At 66.8% G+C, this 23,289-nt stretch carries 22 protein-coding genes; 16 read left to right on the plus strand and 6 right to left on the minus strand.

Annotation, left to right across the window (positions count from 1 at the left end; all coding sequences use genetic code 11):
* A partial coding sequence (locus AB0C34_RS05450; protein ID WP_357067672.1) for a HAMP domain-containing protein occupies window positions 1–3,022 on the plus strand: 3,022 nt, incomplete at its 5' end.
* A gap of 119 nt (window positions 3,023–3,141) precedes the next feature.
* On the opposite strand, the gene AB0C34_RS05455 is transcribed toward AB0C34_RS05450, so the two are convergent.
* The gene (locus tag AB0C34_RS05455) at window positions 3,142–3,618 is read right to left on the minus strand and encodes an A24 family peptidase (protein WP_357067674.1); all 477 of its coding nucleotides are present in this window, start codon (window positions 3,616–3,618) and stop codon (window positions 3,142–3,144) included.
* A 235-nt stretch (window positions 3,619–3,853) separates the two neighbouring features.
* Between AB0C34_RS05455 and AB0C34_RS05460 the strand changes: the two genes are divergently transcribed.
* Genes AB0C34_RS05460 through AB0C34_RS05475 form a run of 4 tightly spaced genes read left to right on the plus strand, consistent with a single transcriptional unit; the run spans window position 3,854 to window position 6,387 of the window.
* Window positions 3,854–4,981: a Xaa-Pro peptidase family protein gene (locus tag AB0C34_RS05460; RefSeq protein ID WP_357067676.1), complete on the plus strand. Its 1,128-nt coding sequence runs from the start codon at window positions 3,854–3,856 to the stop codon at window positions 4,979–4,981.
* A gap of 48 nt (window positions 4,982–5,029) precedes the next feature.
* Window positions 5,030–5,593 (plus strand): elongation factor P, encoded by a 564-nt coding sequence (efp, locus tag AB0C34_RS05465; RefSeq protein WP_357067678.1) that lies wholly within the window; start codon window positions 5,030–5,032, stop codon window positions 5,591–5,593.
* A gap of 30 nt (window positions 5,594–5,623) precedes the next feature.
* Entirely contained in the window at window positions 5,624–6,127 is a 504-nt protein-coding gene (gene nusB, locus AB0C34_RS05470) for a transcription antitermination factor NusB (protein ID WP_357067680.1), read from the plus strand.
* Window positions 6,124–6,387 carry a YciI family protein gene (locus tag AB0C34_RS05475; protein ID WP_357067682.1) on the plus strand — a complete coding sequence of 88 codons (264 nt, stop codon included), beginning with the start codon at window positions 6,124–6,126 and terminating at the stop codon, window positions 6,385–6,387. Before nusB ends, AB0C34_RS05475 begins: the two co-directional genes overlap by 4 nt.
* A gap of 28 nt (window positions 6,388–6,415) precedes the next feature.
* On the opposite strand, the gene AB0C34_RS05480 is transcribed toward AB0C34_RS05475, so the two are convergent.
* Window positions 6,416–7,684 carry an SLC13 family permease gene (locus AB0C34_RS05480; RefSeq protein ID WP_357067684.1) on the minus strand — a complete coding sequence of 423 codons (1,269 nt, stop codon included), beginning with the start codon at window positions 7,682–7,684 and terminating at the stop codon, window positions 6,416–6,418.
* Between the two features lie 195 nt (window positions 7,685–7,879).
* Between AB0C34_RS05480 and AB0C34_RS05485 the strand changes: the two genes are divergently transcribed.
* Together AB0C34_RS05485 and AB0C34_RS05490 are read left to right on the plus strand one after the other, a co-directional pair.
* Window positions 7,880–8,413, plus strand: coding sequence for a DUF4334 domain-containing protein (locus AB0C34_RS05485; protein WP_357067686.1), 534 nt, complete (start codon window positions 7,880–7,882; stop codon window positions 8,411–8,413).
* Between the two features lie 120 nt (window positions 8,414–8,533).
* The gene (locus AB0C34_RS05490) at window positions 8,534–9,763 is read left to right on the plus strand and encodes an FAD-dependent oxidoreductase (RefSeq protein ID WP_357067688.1); all 1,230 of its coding nucleotides are present in this window, start codon (window positions 8,534–8,536) and stop codon (window positions 9,761–9,763) included.
* An 81-nt stretch (window positions 9,764–9,844) separates the two neighbouring features.
* On the opposite strand, the gene AB0C34_RS05495 is transcribed toward AB0C34_RS05490, so the two are convergent.
* The 4 genes from AB0C34_RS05495 to AB0C34_RS05510 form a co-directional block, all read right to left on the minus strand.
* Window positions 9,845–10,990: a serpin family protein gene (locus AB0C34_RS05495; RefSeq protein WP_357067690.1), complete on the minus strand. Its 1,146-nt coding sequence runs from the start codon at window positions 10,988–10,990 to the stop codon at window positions 9,845–9,847.
* Window positions 10,991–11,067: 77 nt separating this feature from the next.
* A complete protein-coding gene (locus tag AB0C34_RS05500; protein ID WP_357067692.1) occupies window positions 11,068–11,262 on the minus strand; it encodes a hypothetical protein in 195 nt (64 codons plus the stop codon).
* Window positions 11,259–11,972 carry an HD domain-containing protein gene (locus AB0C34_RS05505; RefSeq protein ID WP_357067694.1) on the minus strand — a complete coding sequence of 238 codons (714 nt, stop codon included), beginning with the start codon at window positions 11,970–11,972 and terminating at the stop codon, window positions 11,259–11,261. Before AB0C34_RS05505 ends, AB0C34_RS05500 begins: the two co-directional genes overlap by 4 nt.
* 51 nt (window positions 11,973–12,023) lie before the next feature.
* Complete coding sequence (locus AB0C34_RS05510) at window positions 12,024–12,650, minus strand: alpha-ketoglutarate-dependent dioxygenase AlkB (protein WP_357067696.1); 627 nt, start codon at window positions 12,648–12,650, stop codon at window positions 12,024–12,026.
* Window positions 12,651–12,898: 248 nt separating this feature from the next.
* Between AB0C34_RS05510 and pyrR the strand changes: the two genes are divergently transcribed.
* The 9 genes from pyrR (at window position 12,899) to gmk (ending at window position 23,283) form a co-directional block, all read left to right on the plus strand.
* Window positions 12,899–13,531 (plus strand): bifunctional pyr operon transcriptional regulator/uracil phosphoribosyltransferase PyrR, encoded by a 633-nt coding sequence (gene pyrR, locus AB0C34_RS05515; protein ID WP_357067698.1) that lies wholly within the window; start codon window positions 12,899–12,901, stop codon window positions 13,529–13,531.
* A gap of 61 nt (window positions 13,532–13,592) precedes the next feature.
* A complete protein-coding gene (locus AB0C34_RS05520) occupies window positions 13,593–14,552 on the plus strand; it encodes an aspartate carbamoyltransferase catalytic subunit (protein ID WP_357067700.1) in 960 nt (319 codons plus the stop codon).
* Window positions 14,549–15,865 (plus strand): dihydroorotase, encoded by a 1,317-nt coding sequence (locus tag AB0C34_RS05525; protein WP_357067702.1) that lies wholly within the window; start codon window positions 14,549–14,551, stop codon window positions 15,863–15,865. Before AB0C34_RS05520 ends, AB0C34_RS05525 begins: the two co-directional genes overlap by 4 nt.
* 140 nt (window positions 15,866–16,005) lie before the next feature.
* Window positions 16,006–16,527 carry a transporter gene (locus AB0C34_RS05530; protein ID WP_357067704.1) on the plus strand — a complete coding sequence of 174 codons (522 nt, stop codon included), beginning with the start codon at window positions 16,006–16,008 and terminating at the stop codon, window positions 16,525–16,527.
* Window positions 16,524–17,636 (plus strand): glutamine-hydrolyzing carbamoyl-phosphate synthase small subunit, encoded by a 1,113-nt coding sequence (gene carA / locus AB0C34_RS05535; protein WP_357067706.1) that lies wholly within the window; start codon window positions 16,524–16,526, stop codon window positions 17,634–17,636. Before AB0C34_RS05530 ends, carA begins: the two co-directional genes overlap by 4 nt.
* A complete protein-coding gene (gene carB / locus AB0C34_RS05540) occupies window positions 17,636–20,944 on the plus strand; it encodes a carbamoyl-phosphate synthase large subunit (protein ID WP_357067707.1) in 3,309 nt (1,102 codons plus the stop codon). Before carA ends, carB begins: the two co-directional genes overlap by 1 nt.
* 22 nt (window positions 20,945–20,966) lie before the next feature.
* Complete coding sequence (pyrF, locus tag AB0C34_RS05545; protein WP_357068521.1) at window positions 20,967–21,791, plus strand: orotidine-5'-phosphate decarboxylase; 825 nt, start codon at window positions 20,967–20,969, stop codon at window positions 21,789–21,791.
* A 578-nt stretch (window positions 21,792–22,369) separates the two neighbouring features.
* Complete coding sequence (gene mihF / locus AB0C34_RS05550) at window positions 22,370–22,690, plus strand: integration host factor, actinobacterial type (RefSeq protein ID WP_014986450.1); 321 nt, start codon at window positions 22,370–22,372, stop codon at window positions 22,688–22,690.
* Between the two features lie 8 nt (window positions 22,691–22,698).
* A complete protein-coding gene (gene gmk / locus AB0C34_RS05555) occupies window positions 22,699–23,283 on the plus strand; it encodes a guanylate kinase (protein ID WP_357067710.1) in 585 nt (194 codons plus the stop codon).
* The last annotated feature ends 6 nt before the right edge of the window (window positions 23,284–23,289 follow it).

A 23,289-nucleotide genomic window follows, 5' to 3' on the forward strand; every position in this document is an offset into this window, starting at 1 on the left:
GGCCGATGTGAAGGGTGTGTCCGGTACTTGGAAGGGCTTGACCGAGTCGGTCAATGTCATGGCGGACAATCTGACCGACCAGGTGCGTTCGATCGCCCAGGTCGCCACGGCGGTGGCCCGCGGCGATCTGTCGCAGCAAGTCACCGTCGAGGCCAAGGGCGAGGTGGCGGTGCTGGCGCAGACCATCAATACGATGGTCGACACGCTGTCTTCCTTCGCAGACGAGGTCACCCGGGTCGGTCGTGAGGTCGGCACCGAAGGCATCCTCGGCGGGCAAGCGCGCGTGCCCAATGTCGCGGGTACCTGGAAGAGTCTCACCGACAATGTGAACTCGATGGCGGGCAACCTGACCAGTCAGGTGCGTTCGATCGCCCAGGTCACCACGGCGGTCGCGCGCGGCGATCTGTCGCAGAAGATCGACGTCGACGCGCGTGGCGAGATCCTGGAACTCAAGACGACCATCAATACGATGGTCGACACCTTGTCGTCGTTCGCGGCCGAGGTGACCAGGGTGGCGCGTGAGGTGGGTAAGGACGGCCGGCTCGGCGGACAGGCCGAGGTGGAGGGGGTGTCCGGCACCTGGAAGCGTTTGACCGAGAACGTCAACGAGCTGGCGGGCAACCTGACCCGTCAGGTGCGTGCCATCGCCGAGGTCACCAGCGCGGTGGCGACCGGAGACCTGACCCGCTCGATCGCGGTCGAGGCGAAGGGCGAGGTCGCCGAACTCAAGAACAACATCAACTCGATGGTGCAGTCCCTCCGTGAAACGACTCGCACCAACGAACAGCAGGCGTGGCTCAATACCAACCTGGCGCGGATTTCCGGACGTTTACAGGGGCACCGCGATCTCAGCGCGGTCGCCCAGTTGATCATGAACCAGCTCACTCCGCTTGTCGGCGCGCAATACGGCGCGTTCTTCTTCATGGAGTCGGAGCAGAAGCCTGCCCAGCTGCGGCTGATCGCGGGGTACGGGCGCAACGAAGACGGCACCGTATTCGAGCTCGGACAGTCGCTGGTCGGACAGGTGGCGCTCTCGAAAACGGCGATCGTGGTCGACCGGACGCCGCCGGACTATATCGAGATCTGCTCCGGTCTCGGCGGTGCACGGCCGGTCAACCTGATTGTGTTGCCGATCGTGTTCGAGGACCAGGTGCTCGGCGTCATCGAGCTGGCCTCTTTCAGCCGGTTCACGGTCGTACAGCAAGATTTTCTCGAACAGCTGATGGAAAGCATCGGCGTGAATGTCAACACGATAATGGCCAGTGCCCGCACCGACTCCCTGCTCGAAGAATCGCAGCGACTCGCGGGAGAGCTGCAGCACTCCAACGCGGCACTCGAAGAAAAAGCAGAATTGCTCGTCCGACAGAACCGTGATATCGAAATAAAGAACTTCGAAATCGAACAGGCCCGGCGCGAAATCGAGGAACGAGCGCAACAACTCGCGCTGGCGTCGAAGTACAAGTCGGAATTTCTCGCGAACATGTCGCACGAGCTGCGCACACCGTTGACCAGCCTGCTGATTCTGGCGGGCATTCTGACGCAGAACTCTACCCGGAATCTGACCCCGAAGCAGGTCGAGTTCGCCAACGTGATCCAGTCCGCCGGTCGAGACCTTCAGCAGTTGATCGACGACATTCTCGATCTGTCCAAGGTCGAGGCGGGGAAGATGGAAATGCAGAAGGAGCCCGTTCCGCTGCGGCAATTGCTGGAGTACGTGCAGACTACTTTTCAGCCACTCACCAGCCAAAAAGGCCTCGAGTTCGACATCGATGTCGAGCCGGCCGTTCCCGCCCATCTCGACACCGACGAGCAGCGGCTGCGCCAGGTACTGCGCAATTTGCTGTCCAATGCGGTCAAGTTCACCGAGAAGGGCATGATCCGGCTTCGGGTGCGGCGGCTGGACAACCACATTGCGTTCTCCGTCAGCGACACCGGGATCGGTATCGCCGAGCAGAACCTGGAGACCATTTTCTCCGCCTTTCAACAAGCCGGCGGCACCACCAGTAGGCGGTATGGCGGCACCGGCCTCGGCCTGTCGATCAGCAGACAGGTGGCGAATTTGCTGGGTGGTGAGATTCGAGCCGAAAGCCAGTTCGGTGTCGGCAGCACGTTCACGCTGTACCTGCCGGTGACGACGCAATCGGAGGTCACCGTCGACGCGACGCGATTGACGCCCATGGAGTGTTCGGTGCTCGTCATAGAGGACCAGGACGATAAAGCGTTGACGAAGCTCGTTCGCGAGATCATTCCGGCACTGGCGGACACCGCGGGACCGGTCCGTATCGATTCTGTCGGTACTGTCGAGAAAGCGCTGACGATGTTGTTTTCCTGTCCGTACCAGGGCGTCTTGCTGGACGCGAGCCTGCTGGGTGCGGCAGCACCGGAGTTGCTACGCGAGCTGTGCGAGGGCACCCAGGCACGCAGCACCGCGCTACTCGCGTATCCGGTCCGTGAGTTGGGACCTGACCAGGATCGGCCGATCGAGACAGTTGCCCGAAAACATCGGGTCGACCTGCTGGCTTCGCAGGATGAGTTACGCGAACGGTTCATTCGGGTGCTGACTCATCCGCACCGTATGAAGCTCGAAGCGCCAGCTCACCGGAGGGGGCAACTGAGGCTGACGGGGCGCAAGGTCCTCATCGTCGATGATGACGCCCGCAATGTGTTGGCGCTGGTAGGACTGCTCGAACTGAACGGGATGTCCGTCGATCACGCGCCCAATGGCCGCAAGGGCATCGAGATGTTGCGGGCCCATCCGGATATCGACGTGATCCTGATGGACGCGATGATGCCGGAGATGGATGGTTACGCCACCACCGTGGCGATACGGAAGATGCCGCGCTTCGACAGGCTCCCGATCATCATGGTCACCGCCAAGGCCATGGCAGGCGATCGGGAGAAGAGTTTGGCATCTGGCGCCACCGACTACATCACCAAACCCGTCGATGCCGACGAACTCCTGGACTGCATCGACCGCTGGCTGCAGGCCGTCGAGCAACCGAGCGCCGAATCGGCCGGATAGTCGATCTCGGTATCGAACAATGGGATCTTGCCTCGGGCAACCATCGCCTGCGGCACGGGTGTGGCAGCGTGTGCTCGGGTGCGTCGAACGTCGACTTCGTGCGGTTGCGTCCGTCGCGTTCAGCCCGCCCCGGGTATGGACGACGATAGGAGCGCCAGCAGCGTAGCCAGGCACATCGCAGGCCCGTGTGGCACGATGATCCGTTCGCGCGAGCGGTGGGCGCTGGTTGGGGTTACCACACGCCGCGCGACCAGCGCGACCACCGCGACGCCTGCCGTGAGCGCTGGTGCGCCGAGCGCTGCCCAAACCCACGCCTGGGCGCCGCCGAGCGCGGCGGCGGCTCCGAGCCCTGCCGAGAGCTTCACATCGCCGGCGCCGAGCGCCGTCGGAGCGGTCAGGTGCATCAGCAGATACACCGCCGAAAGTAGTGCCCCGCCGAGTGCCGCGACGGTGAATTGCCTTGTAATCAGGGCATATCCGAGGATCGCCAGCGCACCGGGACCGGTCAGAGTGTTCGGTAGTCTGCGCTCTCGAACGTCATGCATGGTCAGCGCTGTACACCAAGCGGTGAGTGCGGCGAACGCGAGCGGGGGCATGCCTCCCACCCTGGCCGAATTCGATGCCGGATATCCGCGTGCCGCCGAAATGTGCACAACCGGTCCGGATGTGAACAGCGATTGATCAGCGGTACACCTCCCGCGCATGGAAACTGCCAGGCGCCAACGTATCCCGTCCGGTGCGCCGCAGTCCGACCGGTGGGCTGCGGGTGGATCCGGAGCGCCGACAGGTGTTGCTCGTCGACCCGTGGTGTGTCGGCGGTAGCTTTGAGGTATGTGTGCTGATCACGTAAGCCACGCGCCCGACTATGCGGCGCGACGTGGCGCGCTGCGGAGCTTGCTGGTGGAAAACGGAGTGGATGGTCTGCTGGTCACCGATCTGGTGAACATCAGGTACCTGACCGGGTTCACTGGCTCCAACGCGGCGCTACTCGTGCATTCCTGGGAAACACGCACCGCCGAGGACCGCACCGTGATCGGCACTGACGGGCGGTATCGCACCCAGGTCGCCGAGCAGGTTCCGGACCTGCGCGCCGAGATCGCGCGGGCCACCGCACGCCGGATCGTGGAACTGGCGGGGGAGTGGCAACTCGGCCGGGTCGGTTTCGAGAGTCAGGTCGTCACGGTCGACCAGCACCGCGGCTTCGTCGAGCAGCGCACCGGCCTGGAGTTCGTCGCCACGCCGGGACTGGTCGAGCAACTCCGGATGGTGAAAGACGCCCACGAGGTCGAGCAGTTGCGGGCAGCCTGCGCGGCGGCCGACGCGGGTCTCGCCGCGCTGCTCGAACGCGGTGCGCTGCGTCCAGGGCGCACCGAACGGCAGGTGGCCAGGGACCTGGATTGGGCCGTATTCGAGAACGGTGCCGAAGGGATGTCGTTCACAACGATTGTGGCGACCGGCGCGAATTCGGCTGTCCCGCATCATCGCCCTACTGAGGCCGTGCTCGCCGCGGGCGATTTCGTCAAGTTGGACTTCGGCGCGGTGGTCGGCGGTTACCACTCCGACATGACCCGTACCTTTGTGCTCGGTACCCCGACCGAGTGGCAGCGGGAGGTGTATGCGCTGGTCGAGGAGTCACAGCGGGCCGGCCGCGAGGCGCTACGACCCGGGGTGAAGGTCGCCGATGTCGACGCGGCGTCGCGGTCGGTGATCGAAGCAGCCGGGCACGGCAAGCTGTTCGTGCACAGCCTCGGGCACGGCGTCGGACTACAGGTCCACGAAGCGCCGGGAATCGCCAAAACGGGAACCGGTACACTTCTGTCTGGCGTGGCGGTGACCGTCGAACCAGGTGTGTACTTTCCCGGCCGCGGCGGGGTCCGGATCGAGGACACGCTCGTGGTGCGTGAAGGGGGCCCGGAGCTGCTCACCCACACCAGCAAAGACCTGACCGTCGTCGAGTGACGCCGGTCTGCCCGAGACCGAGCGGTAGAACGAGGAGATCCGAGGACAGTGGCGGACACCAGCGACTTCAAGAACGGGCTTGTGCTGAAGATCGACGGTCAGCTCCAGCAGATCGTCGAGTTCCAGCATGTCAAGCCGGGTAAAGGCCCCGCATTCGTGCGGACCAAGTTGAAGAACGTCGTGTCCGGCAAGGTGGTCGACAAGACCTTCAACGCCGGTGTGAAGGTGGAGACCGCCACTGTCGACCGCCGCGACATGACCTACCTCTACCACGACGGTTCGGACTACGTCTTCATGGACGGCCAGACCTTCGACCAGATCGCCATCTCCGAGGAGACGATTGGCGATGGTGCCCGCTTCCTGCTGGAGAACATGACCGTACAGGTCGCCACACACGAGGGCGCGCCGCTGTACGTCGAGCTTCCGGTGTCGATCGAGCTCGTGGTGCAGCACACCGACATCGGCTTGCAGGGCGACCGCTCCACCGGCGGCACCAAGCCGGCCACCCTGGAGACCGGTGCCGAGGTCCAGGTTCCACTGTTCATCAATACCGGCGACAAGCTGCGGATCGATTCGCGCGACGGTAGTTACCTCGGCCGGGTCAACGCCTGATCGCCGGGTACGGCGACGGGATCTGTGACAGTGGCAGAACAGGACAAGAAGTCCACGTTCAAGAAGCTAGGCGCGCGGCACAAGGCCCGCCGCCGGGCGGTCGATCTGTTGTTCGAGGCCGAGGCGAGGGATATCGACGCTGCCGACCTGCTCGACGAGCGGGCGGAGTTGGCCTCGCACGACCAGGCGGTCGCGCCGGTGCACGCTTACACCCGCACTCTGGTCACCGGTGTGGCCGACAACTTGGACCGAGTGGACAACACCATCGAGTCCTATTTGCAGGACTGGACGTTGTCGCGGCTTCCGGCCGTTGATCGCGCTATTCTGCGGATCGCGGTGTGGGAGTTGTTCCACGCGGGGGACGTCCCTCCGATCGTCGCCGTAGACGAGGCGGTGGAGCTGGCCAAGGAGCTGTCCACCGACGACTCTCCGTCGTTCGTCAACGGCGTGCTCGGCCAGGTTGTCCAGGTGGCGCCGCAGGTGCGCGCGGCGGCGGCGGCGACCCGCGCCCCGCGCGACGAGCCGGAAACGTGAGCACATACCTCGTTCTGGTGATGCGCACGCCGCACTTCGACGCCGCCGTGATCGAGCCGCACCGGCAGTTTCTGCGGTTGCTGCGGGAGCGAGGGCAGCTGCGGGAGACCGGCCGTTTCACCGACGGCACCGGCGGCGCCTACGTTATCTACGCCGAAAACCTGGACGCCGCAAGGGCTATCGTGTCGACCGATCCGGTGTACACGACCGGCTCCTCGGAACTCACCATCCACGAGTGGGAAATCACCACGCCGAAATGATCGTTTGTCGGTCTCGGCGCTGGTCCGGCTATCCCGTGACCAGCAGCGTCGCGACCGCGCCGGTGGTGGCGACGGCGGCGAGGACGAGGCCGGTGAGGAGGAACCGCGACCGGGGAACATGCACGTGGTGAGTCCGGCAGAACTCCAAGCACAGCAGGGTGGCCAGCGACGCCCACGGCGTGACGATCGGGCCGATATTCGTGCCGATCAGCAGGGCGAGAAGCTGGTTCTGGTTCGCCGCTGGGACGACCGCTTCCCCCGCGGTATAGGCGGGCAAGTTATTGGCGACATTGGCGAGGGTGGCGCCTGCCGCCGCCGCTCGGTATGCCCCTGCGGCGCCGGTGTCGGTGCCGATCAGGGCGTGCATCAGATCGGCGAGCCCGAACCGGCTCAGCGTGGGCACCACCAGGAACAGCCCGACCACGAAAACGAGCAGCTGCCACGGGATGAGTGACAGCCGGAGCGCGCCACGATCGAAGACGGCGAATGCCACCACCGCGATAACTGCGGCGAGCGTGGCCGCGATCCCGATTCGGTCGCCGACGATCGGGATCGCGAGGATGAACAGCAGACAAGCCCCGGCGGTGGTGAACATCAGCGCGCGTTCGCGGAAGTTCTCCGGGTGGATCGGCTCGGGTGGCACATAGCGGTCTGTCGCGCGTCGCCCGCGCCGCCAATACCAGACCCACAGGCACACCATGGTGGCCGCGAGCGAAACCAGCTGTGGCGCCCACATTCTCGCGGCGAACCCGGTCGCGGTCAGTGCCACCCGGTCGGCGGCGAGCAGATTGGTGAGGTTGGAGACGGGCAGCAGCAGGCTCGCGGTGTTCGCCAACCACAGCGTGGTCATGGCCAGCGGCAGGGGTGGAATCCGGGCAGGCGCAGCGAGCGCGAGCATGACGGGCGTGATCAGCACGGCAGTGGTGTCGAGGTTCAGCAGGATCGTGGTGGCCGAGGCGAACACCACGCACAAGAAGAACAGCGCCGGGTAGTGACCGCGGCCGAGGATCGCCAGACGATGGGCGATGACGTCGAACACCTTGGCCTGCCTGGTGAGCTCCGCCAGCACGATCACACTGCCGAGGAATAGCAGCAGCGGACCGATGCGGCGCATGTTCGCGGCGGCTTCCGCGCGTGGCAGCAAGCCGGTGAGCACGCACAGCAGTCCGGCCAGCAACAACGCGAGCCGGACCCAGTCGAGCGCACTGAGTCGTCGCCGCGAGCCCGCCGCTGGCCTGGTGGCAGGCGAGGGCGGTTTCCGTTCCAGGGATTCGACGGGTTCGAGCACGCTTGCCATTCTGGCAGCAATTCCATCCGACCCCTTGACTGTTGGAGAGGGGCGTTAGGCCGTTCGACCCGATTGCAAGCGTGTGTCCGGTCGCTGGCGTTCCGCGGTCCGATGGACTTGGGCCACCGGCGCCGCATGGACTGCCATTCTGAGAGACAGATAGGATTACTATCGCAACGTTGCTATCGGGAGGAGGTGGGAGTCATGGCCGCGAACGAGCAGACACCGATGGATGTCCGCACCGCGGAGGAGGCGTGGACGCTGTTCGATCGCCTGCCCGCGGTACGGATCGACGAGATCACGACGGGGCGGTGGCGTGGTGACGAACTGCGCACCGGACACCCGTTCGACGGAGTTCTCATGGCATCGGGGTGGTACGGCAAACAGTTCGACGGGCCCGACAGCGTGCATCCGCTGCTGTTCACCGCGGGCGGCACCGTGTTCGCGGTCGATCCGCGTCGTGTTCCGCTCACCCTGGCCGGGCGGGTGCCGCTGTCCGGTGTGCGCGTCGCGCGCAGGTTGCTGGCCTACGTCCGCCCTGCGCTGCGCACTCACCGCCCCGCAGCGCGACTGCGTCACGTCGAATACCGCGGCGTCACCAGTACCGCGATGGTGTACGACCACCTGCCGATCATCGACCATTTCCGTCGTGCGGACGAGCGCACCCTGCTCGGGGTGATGGATATGCGCGGGATCACCCAGCCGTACTTCTTCCTCCTGCACCGGGAAAACGACTGAGTATTCCGCGGGTCCGGACCGTGGTTCTCGATCCAGGTCCGGCGCGGCGCGCCCCGCACTAGTATTCGCGCAAACAGGCGACACCTTGCGGCGATGCGGCGACCGAGGGAGAGACAGTCGATGGAACGCACGACATGCCTTGTGGTCGGTGGCGGTCCTGCCGGCATGATTCTCGGACTACTACTGGCCCGCGCTGGCGTCGATGTCACCGTGCTGGAGAAACACAAAGACTTCTTGCGCGACTTTCGCGGTGACACCGTGCATCCCACCACCCTCGACCTCCTCGACGAACTCGGTCTCGGAGCCGAGTTCGCGCAGCTGCCTGCGCGCAAACTGGATCAGGTGCAGCTGCCGACCGCGGCAGGGGTGCAGACGCTGGTCAGCCTGCGAAACCTGCCGGGCAAGCACAAATACATCGCCATGGTGCCGCAGTGGGATCTCTTGGATCTGCTCGCGCGCGCCGCGGAATCGGAGCCGTCCTTCCGGCTGCGGATGTCCACCGAGGCCACCGACCTGATCTGGGTCGACGGAAAGGTGGGCGGAGTCGGCTACCGGACCGCCGACGGCGCCACCGGCACGATCGAGGCCGAGCTCACGGTGGCCTGCGACGGACGCGGTTCGGTGCTGCGATCGGCGGCGGGACTGCCGACCCGGAAGTGGCTCACACCGATGGACGTGTGGTGGTTCCGTCTGCCACGTACCGACATCGACCCGGCGGGTGCGCTGCCGCTCGTCACCGCCCATCGTGCGGCCGTCCTACTCGACCGCGGCGACTACTGGCAGTGCGCGACGTTGATCGCCAAGGGCGCCGACAAGGCCGCACGGAGCGGACCGGTTCAGGACATCATGCGTGTCATGATCAATGCCGCGCCCTGGCTCGGGGACCGCGTCGACGCGTTGACCAGCTGGGACGAGGTGAAGCTGCTGGAGGTGAAGCTCGACCGCCTGACCAAGTGGTACACCAATGGCCTGCTCTGCCTCGGCGACGCGGCCCACGCCATGTCTCCGGTCGGTGGCGTCGGCATCAACCTGGCGGTGCAGGACGCCGTGGCGGCGGCCCGAGTTTTGGCCGCGCCGCTACTGTCCGGCGCGGTCGGCACCGGGGATCTGGCGAAGGTGCAGCGGCGCAGGACCTTTCCCACCGTGGTGACGCAGGGCATGCAGCGCTTCCTGCACGCCGTGGCGATCGCCCCGGCGCTCGAGGGACGAATCGACATCGCGACCGCCCCGCGGGCACCCCTGGCGGTCCGCGTCTTGCGTCGGATCCCCGTCTTGCGCGATGTGCCAGCGTTTCTCGTCGCTCGCGGCGCGCTACCGGAGCATGCGCCGGATTTCGCCCGACGTCCCTGACCTGTCCGCTCGCCTCGCGGGTCGGCCATGTCGGTTTCTTCGGACCGCGTGTGACTATCTCGCGTCAGCGGTCCGGAATGCTCAATCGGGCGGTGTGGCAACCCATCCCGTGACAACCGCCATGCCGGTGGGTCGGTGCACCGCGAGAAAACCGAACGGCCGGTCGAATATCGCGGACGCTACGGTCGCGCGATGCCGCCGCAGTGGGGCGCTGGCTGCCCGCAAGGTGAACGCGGTCATCGCGGCGGCCTCGAAGCCCTCGTGGGTGAACCGGGCGAGGACCTCTTGAGCTCCTTGGCCGACGCACAGCGGCAGGGGGGAGATGGCCGGAAAATGACCATGGGTGCAGTCGCTCGCGGCGGCCAGCCCGAACAATCCGGCTCCGGCCAGCAGATCATGCGTGGATCGAATCTCGAAAGGCGGCACCTGGATTCGTAGCTGGTCGGAATTCGACATCACCGACTCGGTACGAACTGTCAGTCCGAGTGCTTCGGTGCCGACCGGTAGATCGGTGCGGATCGGCACCGCATCGGCCAAGGCCGCCAGGCCCGTTTCGAGTACGGTGCCGGGCGTGCCCGCGCCGATCAGCAGGTGCACGTCCAGATCGGTGGCCCCTTCGACGACGACGCGCGTGACGGGCTGCGGCGCGTCCAGAATCGCGACGTTCGTCGGATCGTTGCTCGTCCGCGCCAACCCGGGGCCGCGATGTCCCTGCCACGGACCATTTTTCGGCATCAGCGTCCCGACCTCGAAGGGGACGCGCCACCGGGTCTTCGCGACCAGGGCGGTGGCGAGGACCAGTAACGCGTCGGGATCCGCCACGAGCGGGAATCGCTCGATGAGTCCGTCGGTATGCCGAGCTGCCCAGGCGTCGAGCACGTTCTGCCCGGCCAACCGTGCGATAGTGCCGGCGGGCAAACGCTCCGACCACGCCTCGTGTAATGGAAGGTCGCGCCGCACCCAGATGCCGAGCGCCGCAGAGACCGCCTCGGCGCGTTCGAGGTCTCGCAGCAACCGTAGCGCCGCGTCCTGACCGGTCTGGATGGGCACTCCGATCGCCGCCGCCAACTCGTCTCGTGCCGGGCCCGCCGCCGCCGATGCGAGCAACGCCAGCAACGGGTATACCCCGGCGCCGGAGACGACGAAGTCATCCGTGCGCACCTGCGCACACCATCGCGCTGTGAGTGCGTTGGCCGCGCTGACATGGGATTGCAGCGATGTCCGCATTACACCCACCCTACGACTCCGGCGACCCGGACCGTCGCAGCAGGCCGAGACGCCGCCTTTCCCGTCCGATGGTGGGGCTATCGTCGACTGGGCTTCGGCCGCAGCACGATCGTGCCGGGCGTTACTCGATTCTCCAACAGTCGGTGCGCCCCGCTCGGCTGGTTCAACGGCAGTACCGCCTCGACCAGTACGTCGAATCCGCCCTCGGCCGTGCGGGTCAGAACCGCGGTGCCCGCCGCGGCGACTCGGCTCCGTGTCGACCTGGTGATCACTCCCGCGCCAGGATGGCGTCGAAACGTTCGTCCGCACGCCCGAGCTGTTCGAGAATGTGCTGTTTGACATGGTCGACCAACGGCGTGTCGGGCCGGGTGACCAACTCCCGGTACACCTCGGTGAGCGGGCGATACTTGGCCGCGAGTTTGTGCATGGTCGGACCGGTCGCATACAGAATGCCGACACCGTTGTCGGTGAAGTCGGAGAGTTTGATGATCCGCGCCCACGGGTCATGGTCCAGGTTCGCGGCGACATGTTCGCGGTACTGGACCTGTCGGTCGATCGACGGATCGGGTTCAGGGTTGGTCACCGCGGCGACAAGACCGGAGACTCGCGCGCCGAATCGTTCGGTGAGCGCTCGCAATGCGGCGGGGACGGCAGGGCCGTGTCGGCCCGCGGCCAGCTCGGTCGCATGGTCCTCGACCGAATCGTGCAGTAGTCCGGCGGCGACCACGTCGGGGTCTCGGATTTCGTAGTGGCTGATGATCCGAATCGCCACGCGGAGGAGATGATTGAGATACGGTTCGCGTCCGTAGCGGTCTTCGCGGTGCAGATCGGCTGCCACCTCGAGCGCGGCGGTGAGCCGCGCCTTATCGGGCAACCCATCGATCTCCAGCAACAGTCGGTCACGCAGCCCCGACTCGCCATAGACCTCGCTGATCGTGTGCAGCGGCATCACGGCCAGGACTCCCGCCCCTGGATTGCTCATGCTGCCAATCTAGCCGCGTCGGGTGGCATGCGACGTCTGGTTCGGGACGAACTACCGCACGCCACGCGGGCGGAACTGGATGCTGATTCGCGGGCCGGCGGTTCTGCGCGTCTTCGGTACGGCGTGCTCCCACGTCCGCTGGCATGAACCGCCCATGACCAGCAGGTCGCCATGTCCCACAAAGAATCTGCGGCTCACCCCGCCACCGCGGGGACGCAGCATCAACGCCCTCGGCGCTCCGATCGACACGATGGCGACCATCGTGTCGCCGGTCGCGCCCCGGCCGACGGTGTCGCCGTGCCACGCGACGCTGTCGCGCTCGTTCCGGTAGTAGCACAGCCCAGCCGATCGGAACGGTTCCCCGAGCTCGCGGTGGTAGTGGACGCTCAATGCCACGCGCGCGTCGGCCAGCGCCGGATCGGGCAGTGGTTCGTGCTCCTCGTAGAACTTCACGAGCCGGGGTACGTCGACCACCCGGTCGTACATCGGCCTGCGCTCGGCTCGCCACGGCACGGTGTCGACCAGCCGATCGAACAGCGCGTCCGCGCCGGCGAGCCATCCTGGCAGCACGTCCACCCATGCGCCGTGGTCTAGCCCGGTGCGGCGGATCTGGCGCAGCGACCCGAGTTCGGTGTCTCCGAATCCGTCGAACAGCGATCCCTGCAGCGGTATCGACATGTCGCCGAGCGTACCGTCGATCGAACGTATGTGCTAGTCGACTCCGGCTGGCATCGTGCGCGGCCTTCGGGTGAGCATCCCGGTCGTCGCGATGCGTGAACGGCGAGCGTGGTGCGCTTCCTACCGCGGTCGTGGTCCTGCTCACAGCGTGATATGCCTGGGTAACGTGCGGGAAAGGGCGCTGTTACGCTGCTGCCTGTAAGACATCCTTTAACGGACCGTCCGGTGAGGCGGGGAAGGAGGTCGGCATGGTTGTGCCCGAACAGCGGGCCGCCAAGTCCGGCGCTGCCGAGATATCGCAGCGACACACCCCGGAGTGGGTAGCGGCGGGACGGGAACTGTTGTCGCCGTCGGATGTCGGCCGGACCATCGCGCGCATCGCGCACCAGATCATCGAGAAGACCGCGCTCGACGCGGGTGAGCCGGACGCTCCTCGGGTAGTGCTGATCGGCATTCCCACCCGGGGCACCACCCTGGCCGCGCGGCTCACCGACAAGATCGAGGAGTTCTCGGGTGTGCGCCCGGCCCTCGGCTCACTCGACATCACCCTCTACCGCGACGATCTGCGTAGCCGCCCACATCGTCCACTGGAACGCACCTCGGTCCCCGAGGGCGGTGTCGAGGACGCGCTCGTCGTCCTGGTCGACGATGTCCTGTTCTCCGGCCGCACCGTCCGCTCGGCGCTCGACGGTCTGCGTGATCTCGGCCGTCCGCGCGCCGTGCAGCTCGCGGTTCTGATCGACCGCGGTCATCGCGAACTGCCGATCCGCGCCGACTACGTCGGCAAGAACGTGCCGACGAGCCGGTCCGAGGACGTCTCGGTGCTGCTCACCGAGCACGACGGTCGCGACGGCGTCTACTTGCACCACGAGGAGGCGTGATGTGCCACTTCCGCACGGTCTCGCCGCGCGCGGTGGTTCAGGTGGCCACGGAGGTACGGGCGTGAGGCATCTGCTGACTGTCGCCGGCCTGGATCGCGCTGCCGCGACCGAACTACTCGATGAGGCCGAGCGGTTCGAGCAGGCACTGCTCGGGCGCGAGGTGCACAAGTTGCCCACGCTGCGCGGGCGCACCGTGATGACGGTCTTCTACGAGAACTCCACCCGCACCCGAGTTTCCTTCGAGGTCGCGGGCAAATGGATGAGCGCGGATGTGATCAACGTCAGCGCTAGCAGTTCCTCGGTCTCCAAGGGCGAATCCCTGCGCGACACCGCGCTGACCCTGCACGCCGCGGGTGCCGATGCGCTGATCGTGCGGCACCCGGCCTCCGGCGCCGTACACCAGATCGCGCGCTGGATGGACGAGTGGGCGGTCTCGGCGGGACGGGCCTGCGGCCCGGCGGTTGTCAACGCGGGCGACGGGACTCACGAACATCCGACCCAGGCCCTGCTGGACGCGCTCACCCTCCGGCAGCGGTTGGGTGAAATCGAAGGCAAGCGGGTCGTCATCGTCGGTGACATCCTGCACAGTCGGGTCGCCCGGTCGAACGTCTTCCTGCTGGCCACGCTCGGTGCCGAGGTGGCTCTGGTCGCGCCGCGCACGCTGCTGCCGGTCGGGGTCGAGGCCTGGCCCGCCCGTGTCTCGCACAGCCTGGACGCCGAGTTGATCGGCGCCGACGCGGTGCTGATGCTGCGGGTGCAAGCGGAGCGGATGAACGGCGGGTTCTTCCCGTCGGCCCGCGAATACTCGATCAACTATGGATTGTCCGAGCGCAGGCTGGCCCTGCTGGACGAGCACGCCGTCGTGCTGCACCCCGGCCCGATGCTGCGCGGCATGGAGATCGCATCCTCGGTCGCCGACTCCGCGAAAGCCGCTGTACTGCAACAGGTGACCAATGGTGTGCACATGCGGATGGCCGTCCTGTTCCGTCTGCTCGTCGGGACACAGGAGGCCCTTGTATGAGTGTGAACACCACGGTGCTGATCAAGGGCGTACTGCTCTACGGCCAGGGCGAGCCGGTCGATGTGCTGGTCGCCGACGGTGAGATCCGCCGGATTGGCACCGATCTGGGCGTCGCGGATGCCGAGGTCATCGATGCACCGGGACAGATTCTGCTGCCCGGCTTCGTCGACCTGCACACCCACCTGCGCGAGCCGGGCCGCGAGGACACCGAGACCATCGAGTCGGGTTCCGCCGCCGCCGCGCTCGGCGGGTACACGGCGGTATTCGCGATGGCCAACACCAATCCGGTCGCCGACTCGGTCGTGGTCACCGACCACGTGTGGCGGCGCGGGCAGGAAGTCGGCCTGGTCGACGTGTATCCGGTCGGGGCGGTCACCGTCGGGCTGGCGGGCGGGCAACTCGCCGAAATGGGCACGATGGCCGCGGGTGTCGGCGCGGTGCGCATGTTCTCCGACGACGGCCATTGCGTCGATGACCCGCTGATGATGCGGCGGGCTCTGGAATACGCGAACTCGCTCGGCGTGCTGATCGCCCAGCATGCGGAGGAGCCGAGGCTGACCGAGGGCGCCGTCGCGCATGAGGGCCCCACCGCCGCCCGGCTCGGCTTGGCGGGTTGGCCGCGCGCGGCCGAGGAGTCGATCGTGGCCCGGGACGCGCTGCTGGCCCGGGACGCGGGCGCGCGGGTGCACATCTGCCACGCTTCCACCGCCGGCACCGTGGAGCTGGTGAAATGGGCCAAGTCTCAGGGCATCTCGATCACCGCCGAGGTCACCCCGCACCACCTGCTGCTGGACGACTCCCGGCTGGAGACCTACGACGCGGTCAACAAAGTCAATCCGCCGCTGCGCGAGGCATCCGACGCCGCCGCGTTGCGGCAGGCCCTGGCCGACGGGATCATCGATTGCGTCGCCACCGATCACGCTCCGCATGCCGAGCAGGACAAGTGCTGCGAGTTCGCTGCGGCCCGCCCCGGCATGCTCGGGCTGGAGACCGCACTGTCGATCATCGTGCGGACCATGGTCGAACCCGGACTGCTGGACTGGCGCGGCGTCGCGCGCGTGATGAGCGAACGCCCCGCCGAGATCGTCGGCCTCGACGAGCACGGCAGGCCGCTCGAGGTCGGCGAACCGGCCAATCTCACGCTCGTCGATCCGGCCGCCACCTGGACGGTGCGTGGGGCCGAACTCGCCAGCATCTCGAACAACACGCCCTTCGAAGAGATGATCTTTCCGGCCCGGGTGACCGCGACGCTGCTGCGCGGCCGGGTGACCGCCCGTGCGGGCAAGGCGGTGGGGAATCGTGCGGAGGCGTAAACGTGCGTAGGCGTAATCGTGCGGCAGCGTGGATGAGCGATCGGGCCGGCGGCGCACACCGAATCCCGTCGGGTGCGGGTGTCCCGCGGAACACCGCAGGGCATCGAGAGCGTCGCGGATCGAGCACAGGAGGTTCGTGAGTGGAAAGAACACTGTGGGTAATCGGCTTGCTGGCGCTGTTCGTCGGATGCCTCTGGCTGATGTATCGGGGATGGCAGAACCGCGCGGCGCGTCAGGCGGCGCGGATCGGTGAACTGCCCGCTGCGCCCGCCGAGCTCGGTGCGCAGGTGCTGGAGCCGACGACCGGTCTCTATCTCGGCAGCACCATCGCGCCCAGCTGGCAGGACCGGATCACGGTGGGTGATCTGGGTTTTCGGGCTACAGCGGAGCTCACGCGATTCGAACGAGGAATTCTGCTCGAACGCCACGGCGCGACGCCGCTGTGGATTCCGCAGGAATCCATCGCTGCGGTGCGTACCGAGCGCGGACACGCGGGCAAGGTGATGACGGAAGACGGTGTGCTGGTCATTCGCTGGAAGTTGCCCACCGGAACCGACATCGATACCGGTTTCCGAGGCGACGACAAGTCGGTCTACCCGGCATGGACGCACTATCCGACGGCGGATCAGACCAGGACGATAACGGGAGATGATGAGGGATGACAGGTGAAGCAGCGCTCGTGCTGGAGGATGGCCGGGTATTCCGCGGCCAGGCCTACGGCGCGGTCGGCCAGACGCTCGGCGAGGCGGTGTTCTGTACCGCGATGACCGGGTACCAGGAGACCCTCACCGACCCGTCCTACCACCGCCAGATCGTGGTGGCCGCGGCACCTCAGATCGGCAACACCGGTTGGAACGACGAGGACGACGAGTCTTCGAAGATCTGGGTCGCCGGGTACGCGGTGCGTGATCCAGCCCGGCGCGCGTCCAACTGGCGTGCCACCACGACCCTGCCCGAGGAACTCGAGCGCCAGCAGGTCGTCGGTATCGCGGGTATCGACACCCGCGCCCTGGTACGCCACCTGCGCACTCGCGGCTCGATGAAGGCAGGCATCTTCTCCGGTACCGCCCTCGCCGAACTCGACGAGCTGGTGGCCAGAGTCAACGGCCAGGCCTCGATGCTCGGCGCCGATCTGGCTGGCGAGGTGAGCACCGACACGCTCTACACGATCGAGCCGGACGGCGAGCACCGGTGCACCGTCGTCGCGGTCGACCTGGGAATCAAGACCAACACGCCGCGCATGTTCGCGCAGCGCGGCATGCGGGTGCACGTGGTGTCGTCGAATACGCCGCTGGATCAGATCCTAGAACTGAATCCCGACGGCGTCTTCCTCTCCAACGGCCCCGGCGACCCGGCCACCGCCGACGGCGCGGTCGCGCTGACCCGCGGCCTGCTGGAGCAGGGACTCCCGCTTTTCGGTATCTGCTTCGGCAACCAGATCCTCGGCCGTGCACTCGGCCGCAACACCTACAAGATGAAGTTCGGCCACCGCGGCATCAACATCCCGGTCGTCGAGCACGAGACCGGCCGGGTCTCGATCACCGCGCAGAATCACGGGTTCGCCCTGGAGGGCGAACAGGGTGAGCGATTCGATACTCCGTTCGGTACGGCCGAGGTGAGCCACGTCTGCGCCAACGACGGCACGGTGGAGGGCATCCGGCTGGTCGACGGCCGCGCCTTCTCGGTGCAGTACCACCCGGAGGCCGCCGCCGGCCCCCACGACGCCGCATATCTGTTCGACCGTTTCGCCGGTCTCATGGAAGGAGCCTGATGCCTCGCCGCGAGGATCTCGAGCACATCCTGGTGATCGGCTCTGGCCCGATCGTGATCGGCCAGGCGTGCGAATTCGACTATTCCGGTACGCAGGCGTGCCGGGTACTGCGGGCCGAAGGTCTGCGGGTGTCGCTGGTGAATTCCAACCCGGCGACCATCATGACCGACCCGGAGTTCGCCGACGCGACCTACGTCGAACCGATCACGCCCGAGTTCGTCGAGAAGGTGATCGAGAAGGAGCGGCCCGACGCCATTCTCGCCACCCTCGGCGGGCAGACCGCGCTGAACACCGCGGTCGCGCTGCACGAGCGTGGGGTGCTCGCGAAGTTCGGTGTCGAACTGATCGGCGCCGACTTCGAGGCCATCCAGCGTGGTGAGGACCGGCAGAAGTTCAAAGACATCGTCGCCAAGGTGGGTGGCGAGAGCGCTCGGTCGCGCGTCTGCTTCACCATGGACGAGGTCCGCGAGACGGTCGCCGACCTCGGCTTCCCCGTGGTGGTGCGGCCGTCGTTCACCATGGGTGGACTGGGTTCGGGCATGGCCTACAACGACGAGGACCTCAACCGCATAGCGGGTGGTGGTCTCGCCGCCTCACCGACGGCGAACGTCCTCATCGAGGAGTCGATCCTCGGCTGGAAGGAGTACGAGCTCGAGCTGATGCGCGATGGCCGCGACAATGTCGTGGTGGTCTGCTCGATCGAGAACGTGGATCCGATGGGCGTGCACACCGGTGACTCGGTCACCGTCGCCCCGGCCATGACGCTCACCGACCGCGAGTATCAGAAGCTGCGCGATCTCGGCATCGCGATCCTGCGTGAGGTGGGTGTCGACACCGGCGGTTGCAACATCCAGTTCGCGGTGAACCCAGAAGACGGCCGGCTGATCGTCATCGAGATGAACCCGCGCGTCTCGCGGTCCTCCGCGTTGGCATCCAAGGCGACCGGCTTTCCGATCGCCAAGATCGCGGCCAAGCTGGCCATCGGCTACACGCTGGACGAGATCGTCAACGACATCACCAAGGAAACCCCGGCCTGCTTCGAGCCGACGCTGGACTATGTGGTGGTCAAGGCGCCGCGGTTCGCGTTCGAGAAGTTCCCCGGCGCGGACCCCACGCTGACCACGACCATGAAGTCGGTCGGTGAGGCGATGTCGTTGGGACGCAACTTCGCGGAGGCGCTCGGCAAGGTGCTGCGCTCCTTGGAGACCAAGGCCGCCGGTTTCTGGACCCAGGACGACGGTGCCTGGACCGACGCGGAGGCCATCCTCGCGGACCTGCGTACCCCCACCGAGGGCCGGATCTATCAGGTCGAGCGGGCGTTGCGCCTGGGCGCGAGCATCGAGGACGTCGCCGCGGCTTCGGGTATCGACCCGTGGTTCGTCGCGGAGGTGGCTGGTCTGGTCGATCTGCGCGACGAGGTCATCGACGCGCCAGTGCTGGACGAGCCGCTGCTGCGTCGTGCCAAGCACTACGGCCTGTCCGACCGTCAGCTGGCCGCGTTGCGTCCGGAACTGGCAGGGGAGTCCGGTGTGCGCGCCCTGCGGCACCGGCTCGGTGTTCGCCCGGTCTTCAAAACCGTCGACACCTGCGCCGCCGAGTTCGAGGCCAAAACTCCGTATCACTATTCGGCCTACGAACTCGACCCCGCGGCCGAGTCCGAGGTCGCGCCGCAGCGCGAACGCGAGAAGGTGATCATCCTCGGCTCTGGTCCGAATCGGATCGGCCAGGGCATCGAGTTCGATTACTCGTGTGTGCACGCGGCGCAAACGCTGTCGCGGGCGGGGTACGAGACGGTGATGGTCAACTGCAACCCGGAGACCGTCTCCACCGACTACGACACCGCCGACCGCCTCTACTTCGAGCCGCTGACCTTCGAGGACGTGCTCGAGATCTATCACGCCGAGAGCGAATCCGGCCGGGTCGCAGGCGTCATCGTGCAGTTGGGCGGCCAGACCCCGCTGGGGCTTGCGCACCGGTTGACCGAGGCAGGCGTCCCGGTCGTCGGCACCAGCGCCGCCGCCATCGACCTGGCCGAGGACCGCGGCGAGTTCGGCGATGTGCTGGTCGCGGCCGGGCTCCCCGCGCCGAAGTACGGCACGGCGACCACCTTCGCCCAGGCCAAGAAGATCGCCGCGCAGATCGGCTACCCGGTGTTGGTGCGCCCGTCGTACGTGCTCGGCGGCCGCGGCATGGAGATCGTGTACGACGAGGACTCCCTGGAGGGCTACATCTCTCGTGCGACCGAGTTGAGCCCGGAGCACCCGGTGCTGGTCGACCGGTTCCTGGAAGACGCGATCGAGATCGACGTCGACGCGCTGTGCGACGGTGACGAGGTCTATCTCGGCGGTGTGATGGAGCACATCGAAGAGGCCGGCATCCACTCGGGCGACTCCGCCTGTGCGCTGCCGCCCATCACCCTGGGCCGCAGCGATATCGAGGCGGTGCGCCGTTCCACGGTCGCGCTGGCCAAGGGCATCGGTGTCAAGGGTCTGCTCAATGTGCAGTACGCGCTCAAGGATGACGTCCTCTACGTGCTGGAGGCCAATCCGCGGGCCAGTCGGACCGTTCCGTTCGTGTCCAAGGCCACGGCGGTGCCGCTCGCCAAGGCCGCCGCCCGGATCATGCTCGGCGCGACCATTGCCGAGCTGCGTAAAGAAGGCATGCTGCCGAGTGAGGGTGACGGCGGGCACGTCCCGCTGGACGCCCCGGTGGCGGTCAAGGAGGCGGTGCTGCCCTTCCACCGGTTCCGTCGCGCCGACGGTTCCGGCGTGGATTCGCTGCTGTCTCCGGAGATGAAGTCCACCGGCGAGGTGATGGGCATCGACGCCGATTTCGGCACCGCCTTTGCCAAGAGTCAGGCGGCGGCCTATGGCTCGTTGCCCACCGAGGGCACCGTGTTCGTCTCCATCGCCAACCGGGACAAGCGCGCGATGGTCTTCCCGGTGAAGCGGCTGCACGACCTCGGCTTCCGTATTCTCGCTACCGAAGGAACGGCGGAGATGTTGCGTCGCAACGGAATTCCATGCGAGCAGGTGCGCAAGCACTCGGAGGAAGGGCCTGCCGACGAGCCGACCATCGTGGAGCAGATCCGCGACGGTGAGATAGATATGGTGTTCAACACCCCCTACGGCAACTCCGGCCCCCGCGTGGACGGTTACGAGATCCGCAGCGCCGCCGTCGGGGTGGACATTCCGTGCATCACCACCGTGCAGGGCGCGGCAGCCGCCGTGCAGGGCATCGAGGCGACCATCAACGGTGGTATCGGGGTGCGTTCGCTGCAGGAGCTGCACGCGGTGCTGCGTGCGTGAGTCGCGGGAGGAGGCGAGCGAGGTGCAGCCCTTCGGCGAGCGGTTGCGCCGTGCGATGCGCCAGTTCGGCCCGGTGTGTGTCGGTATCGATCCGCACCCGGAGCTGCTGCGGGCCTGGGCGCTGACCGAGGACGCGGCGGGGCTCGAGCAGTTCGCCGAGATCTGCGTGGAGGCCTTCGACGGCCGGGTCGCGCTGATCAAACCGCAGGTCGCGTTCTTCGAGGCCTACGGTTCCGGCGGGTTGGCCGTGCTGGAGCGGACGATCGAGGTGCTGCGCGCCTCGGGGACCCTGGTGCTGGCCGACGCCAAGCGCGGCGACATCGGCTCCACCATGGATGCCTACGCCCGCACTTGGCTGGCCGACGGCCCGCTCGGCTCGGATGCCGTCACGGTCTCGCCGTACCTCGGATTCGGCGCGCTGGCACCGGCTTTGGCGCTCGCGGAGGTCAATCGGCGGGGCGTGTTCGTGTTGGCGGCCACCTCGAATCCCGAAGGGGCTCAGGTGCAGCGCGCAACCACGGCGAACGGGCGAACCGTCGCACAGACCATGGTCGACGAGGCCGCCGCCCGCAACGCGGACGCCGAGTTCGGTTCGGTCGGCGTGGTGGTGGGCGCCACATTGACTGCGGCGCCGGAGTTGTCCGGGCTCAACGGCCCGATCCTCATGCCCGGTGTCGGCGCACAGGGCGGGGGGCCCGAAACGATCCGTGCGCTGGTCCCCGAGTCGATGCTGCGGGCTGTGGTCCCGAATGTCTCGCGCGAGGTGCTGCGTGCAGGGCCGAGTGTTCCCGCGCTGCGTGCCCGCGTGGCGGCACTCCAGGACGGGTTCGGTTTCCTGGAGAAATGATCGAGAGGGCGGGCGCCGAGGCGCCGGCCCTCGGTCGTTGATCGGAGGGACCCGTGTGTGCGGACAGTCGACTCGCTTCCGTGGGGTCCGTATCGGGGTCTGTGCGCCATTCTGCGCCGATTTCAGGGCCTCGGGGTGGTCCGGGATGGGCGAATCGCCTCGGGACCGGCGTGCGGGGCAATTTGTACTACGTCGGATAGCGCAATTTCGGGTGCATCGACGATCTGCGACACCCGACACGCGCCCCCAACTCGCGACACGCAGAAATTTTCGAGAAAGTTCCTGGTAGGGGCGGTAGCCGGTTGCTGGAGCGGTGCTGGGCGGCTCCGCAACCTGCTCGCAAACCATCCGTTTCGCCGAAAACGTGCAGCTGGCGACGTATTTCGCGGGTTCGTAGGCCCGGTAGGCGCGGTCGCGGAGGGAGGGTGCGCTCCGCGCCGTACGCGCGTCTACGGCATCCGGAATCATGCGCTGACCTGGGGGGTGGGTTCGCAATCGGCGGACGTCGTGGGTACGGTCGCTGAGACTGCCGGGTTACCGGCAGGAGTTGATGCAATGAACGATGAGACGGAGGAACCGTGGCCCTTCCCCAGCTGACTGACGAGCAGCGCGCCGCTGCTTTGGAGAAGGCGGCTGCCGCTCGCCGCGCTCGGGCGGAGCTCAAGGAGCGCTTGAAGCGTGGCGGCACCAACCTGAAGCAGGTCCTCACCGACGCCGAATCCGACGAGATTCTCGGCAAGATGAAGGTGTCGGCACTGCTGGAGGCCTTGCCGAAGGTGGGCAAGGTCAAGGCAGCAGAAATCATGAGCGAGCTGGAGATCGCCCCCACCCGGCGGCTGCGCGGACTGGGCGATCGGCAGCGCAAGGCGCTGTTGGCCCGGTTCGACTTCGACGCCTGATAACGAGGGTGGTCGAACACACGCAGAAGGGTCGGCTGGTTGTACTGGTCGGCCCCTCGGCCGTGGGCAAGTCCACCGTGGTCCGTTGTGTCCGCGAGCGACTTCCCCACCTGGTCTTCAGCGTGTCCGCAACGACCCGAGCCCCCCGGCCCGGGGAGGTCGACGGCCTCGATTACCGGTTCGTCTCCCGCGAGGAGTTCGACGCGATGATCGCGGCGGGTGACCTGCTCGAGTGGGCGGACATCCACGGCGGGCTGCAACGTTCGGGCACCCCGGCCGGTCCGGTGCGCACCGCCTTGGCGGACGGCTTACCGGTGCTGGTCGAGGTGGATCTCGAGGGCGCGCGCTCGGTGCGCCGGGCGATCCCCGAGGCGATTCTGGTGTTTCTCGCCCCGCCGAGCTGGGATGAGTTGGTGGCCAGACTACGGTCGCGCGGCACCGAATCGCCCGAGGCCATCGAGCGGCGGCTGGAGACAGCGAGGACCGAATTGGCGGCTTGTGACGAGTTCGACATCGTCATCGTGAACGACGAGGTGACCAGTGCCTGCGAGCAGTTGGTATCGTTGTTCGTTAGCACAAATTCGAGTTCGTGACCCCCA

It is taken from the genome of Nocardia sp. NPDC049220, from assembly GCF_040647855.1.
In the GTDB taxonomy this organism is placed as follows: Bacteria; Actinomycetota; Actinomycetes; order Mycobacteriales; family Mycobacteriaceae; genus Nocardia.

What these genes read in the sequence shown, in the direction of transcription:
- AB0C34_RS05525 (WP_357067702.1), top strand. Translation starts at nt 14,549, where the DNA reads ATGAGTGTGAACACCACGGTGCTGATCAAGGGCGTACTGCTCTACGGC.
- AB0C34_RS05490 (WP_357067688.1), top strand. Translation starts at nt 8,534, where the DNA reads ATGGAACGCACGACATGCCTTGTGGTCGGTGGCGGTCCTGCCGGCATG.
- AB0C34_RS05505 (WP_357067694.1), bottom strand. Translation starts at nt 11,972, where the DNA reads ATGAGCAATCCAGGGGCGGGAGTCCTGGCCGTGATGCCGCTGCACACG.
- AB0C34_RS05510 (WP_357067696.1), bottom strand. Translation starts at nt 12,650, where the DNA reads ATGTCGATACCGCTGCAGGGATCGCTGTTCGACGGATTCGGAGACACC.
- carB (WP_357067707.1), top strand. Translation starts at nt 17,636, where the DNA reads ATGCCTCGCCGCGAGGATCTCGAGCACATCCTGGTGATCGGCTCTGGC.
- AB0C34_RS05485 (WP_357067686.1), top strand. Translation starts at nt 7,880, where the DNA reads ATGGCCGCGAACGAGCAGACACCGATGGATGTCCGCACCGCGGAGGAG.
- pyrR (WP_357067698.1), top strand. Translation starts at nt 12,899, where the DNA reads ATGGTTGTGCCCGAACAGCGGGCCGCCAAGTCCGGCGCTGCCGAGATA.
- AB0C34_RS05455 (WP_357067674.1), bottom strand. Translation starts at nt 3,618, where the DNA reads ATGCCCCCGCTCGCGTTCGCCGCACTCACCGCTTGGTGTACAGCGCTG.
- carA (WP_357067706.1), top strand. Translation starts at nt 16,524, where the DNA reads ATGACAGGTGAAGCAGCGCTCGTGCTGGAGGATGGCCGGGTATTCCGC.
- AB0C34_RS05480 (WP_357067684.1), bottom strand. Translation starts at nt 7,684, where the DNA reads ATGGCAAGCGTGCTCGAACCCGTCGAATCCCTGGAACGGAAACCGCCC.
- AB0C34_RS05460 (WP_357067676.1), top strand. Translation starts at nt 3,854, where the DNA reads ATGTGTGCTGATCACGTAAGCCACGCGCCCGACTATGCGGCGCGACGT.
- AB0C34_RS05495 (WP_357067690.1), bottom strand. Translation starts at nt 10,990, where the DNA reads ATGCGGACATCGCTGCAATCCCATGTCAGCGCGGCCAACGCACTCACA.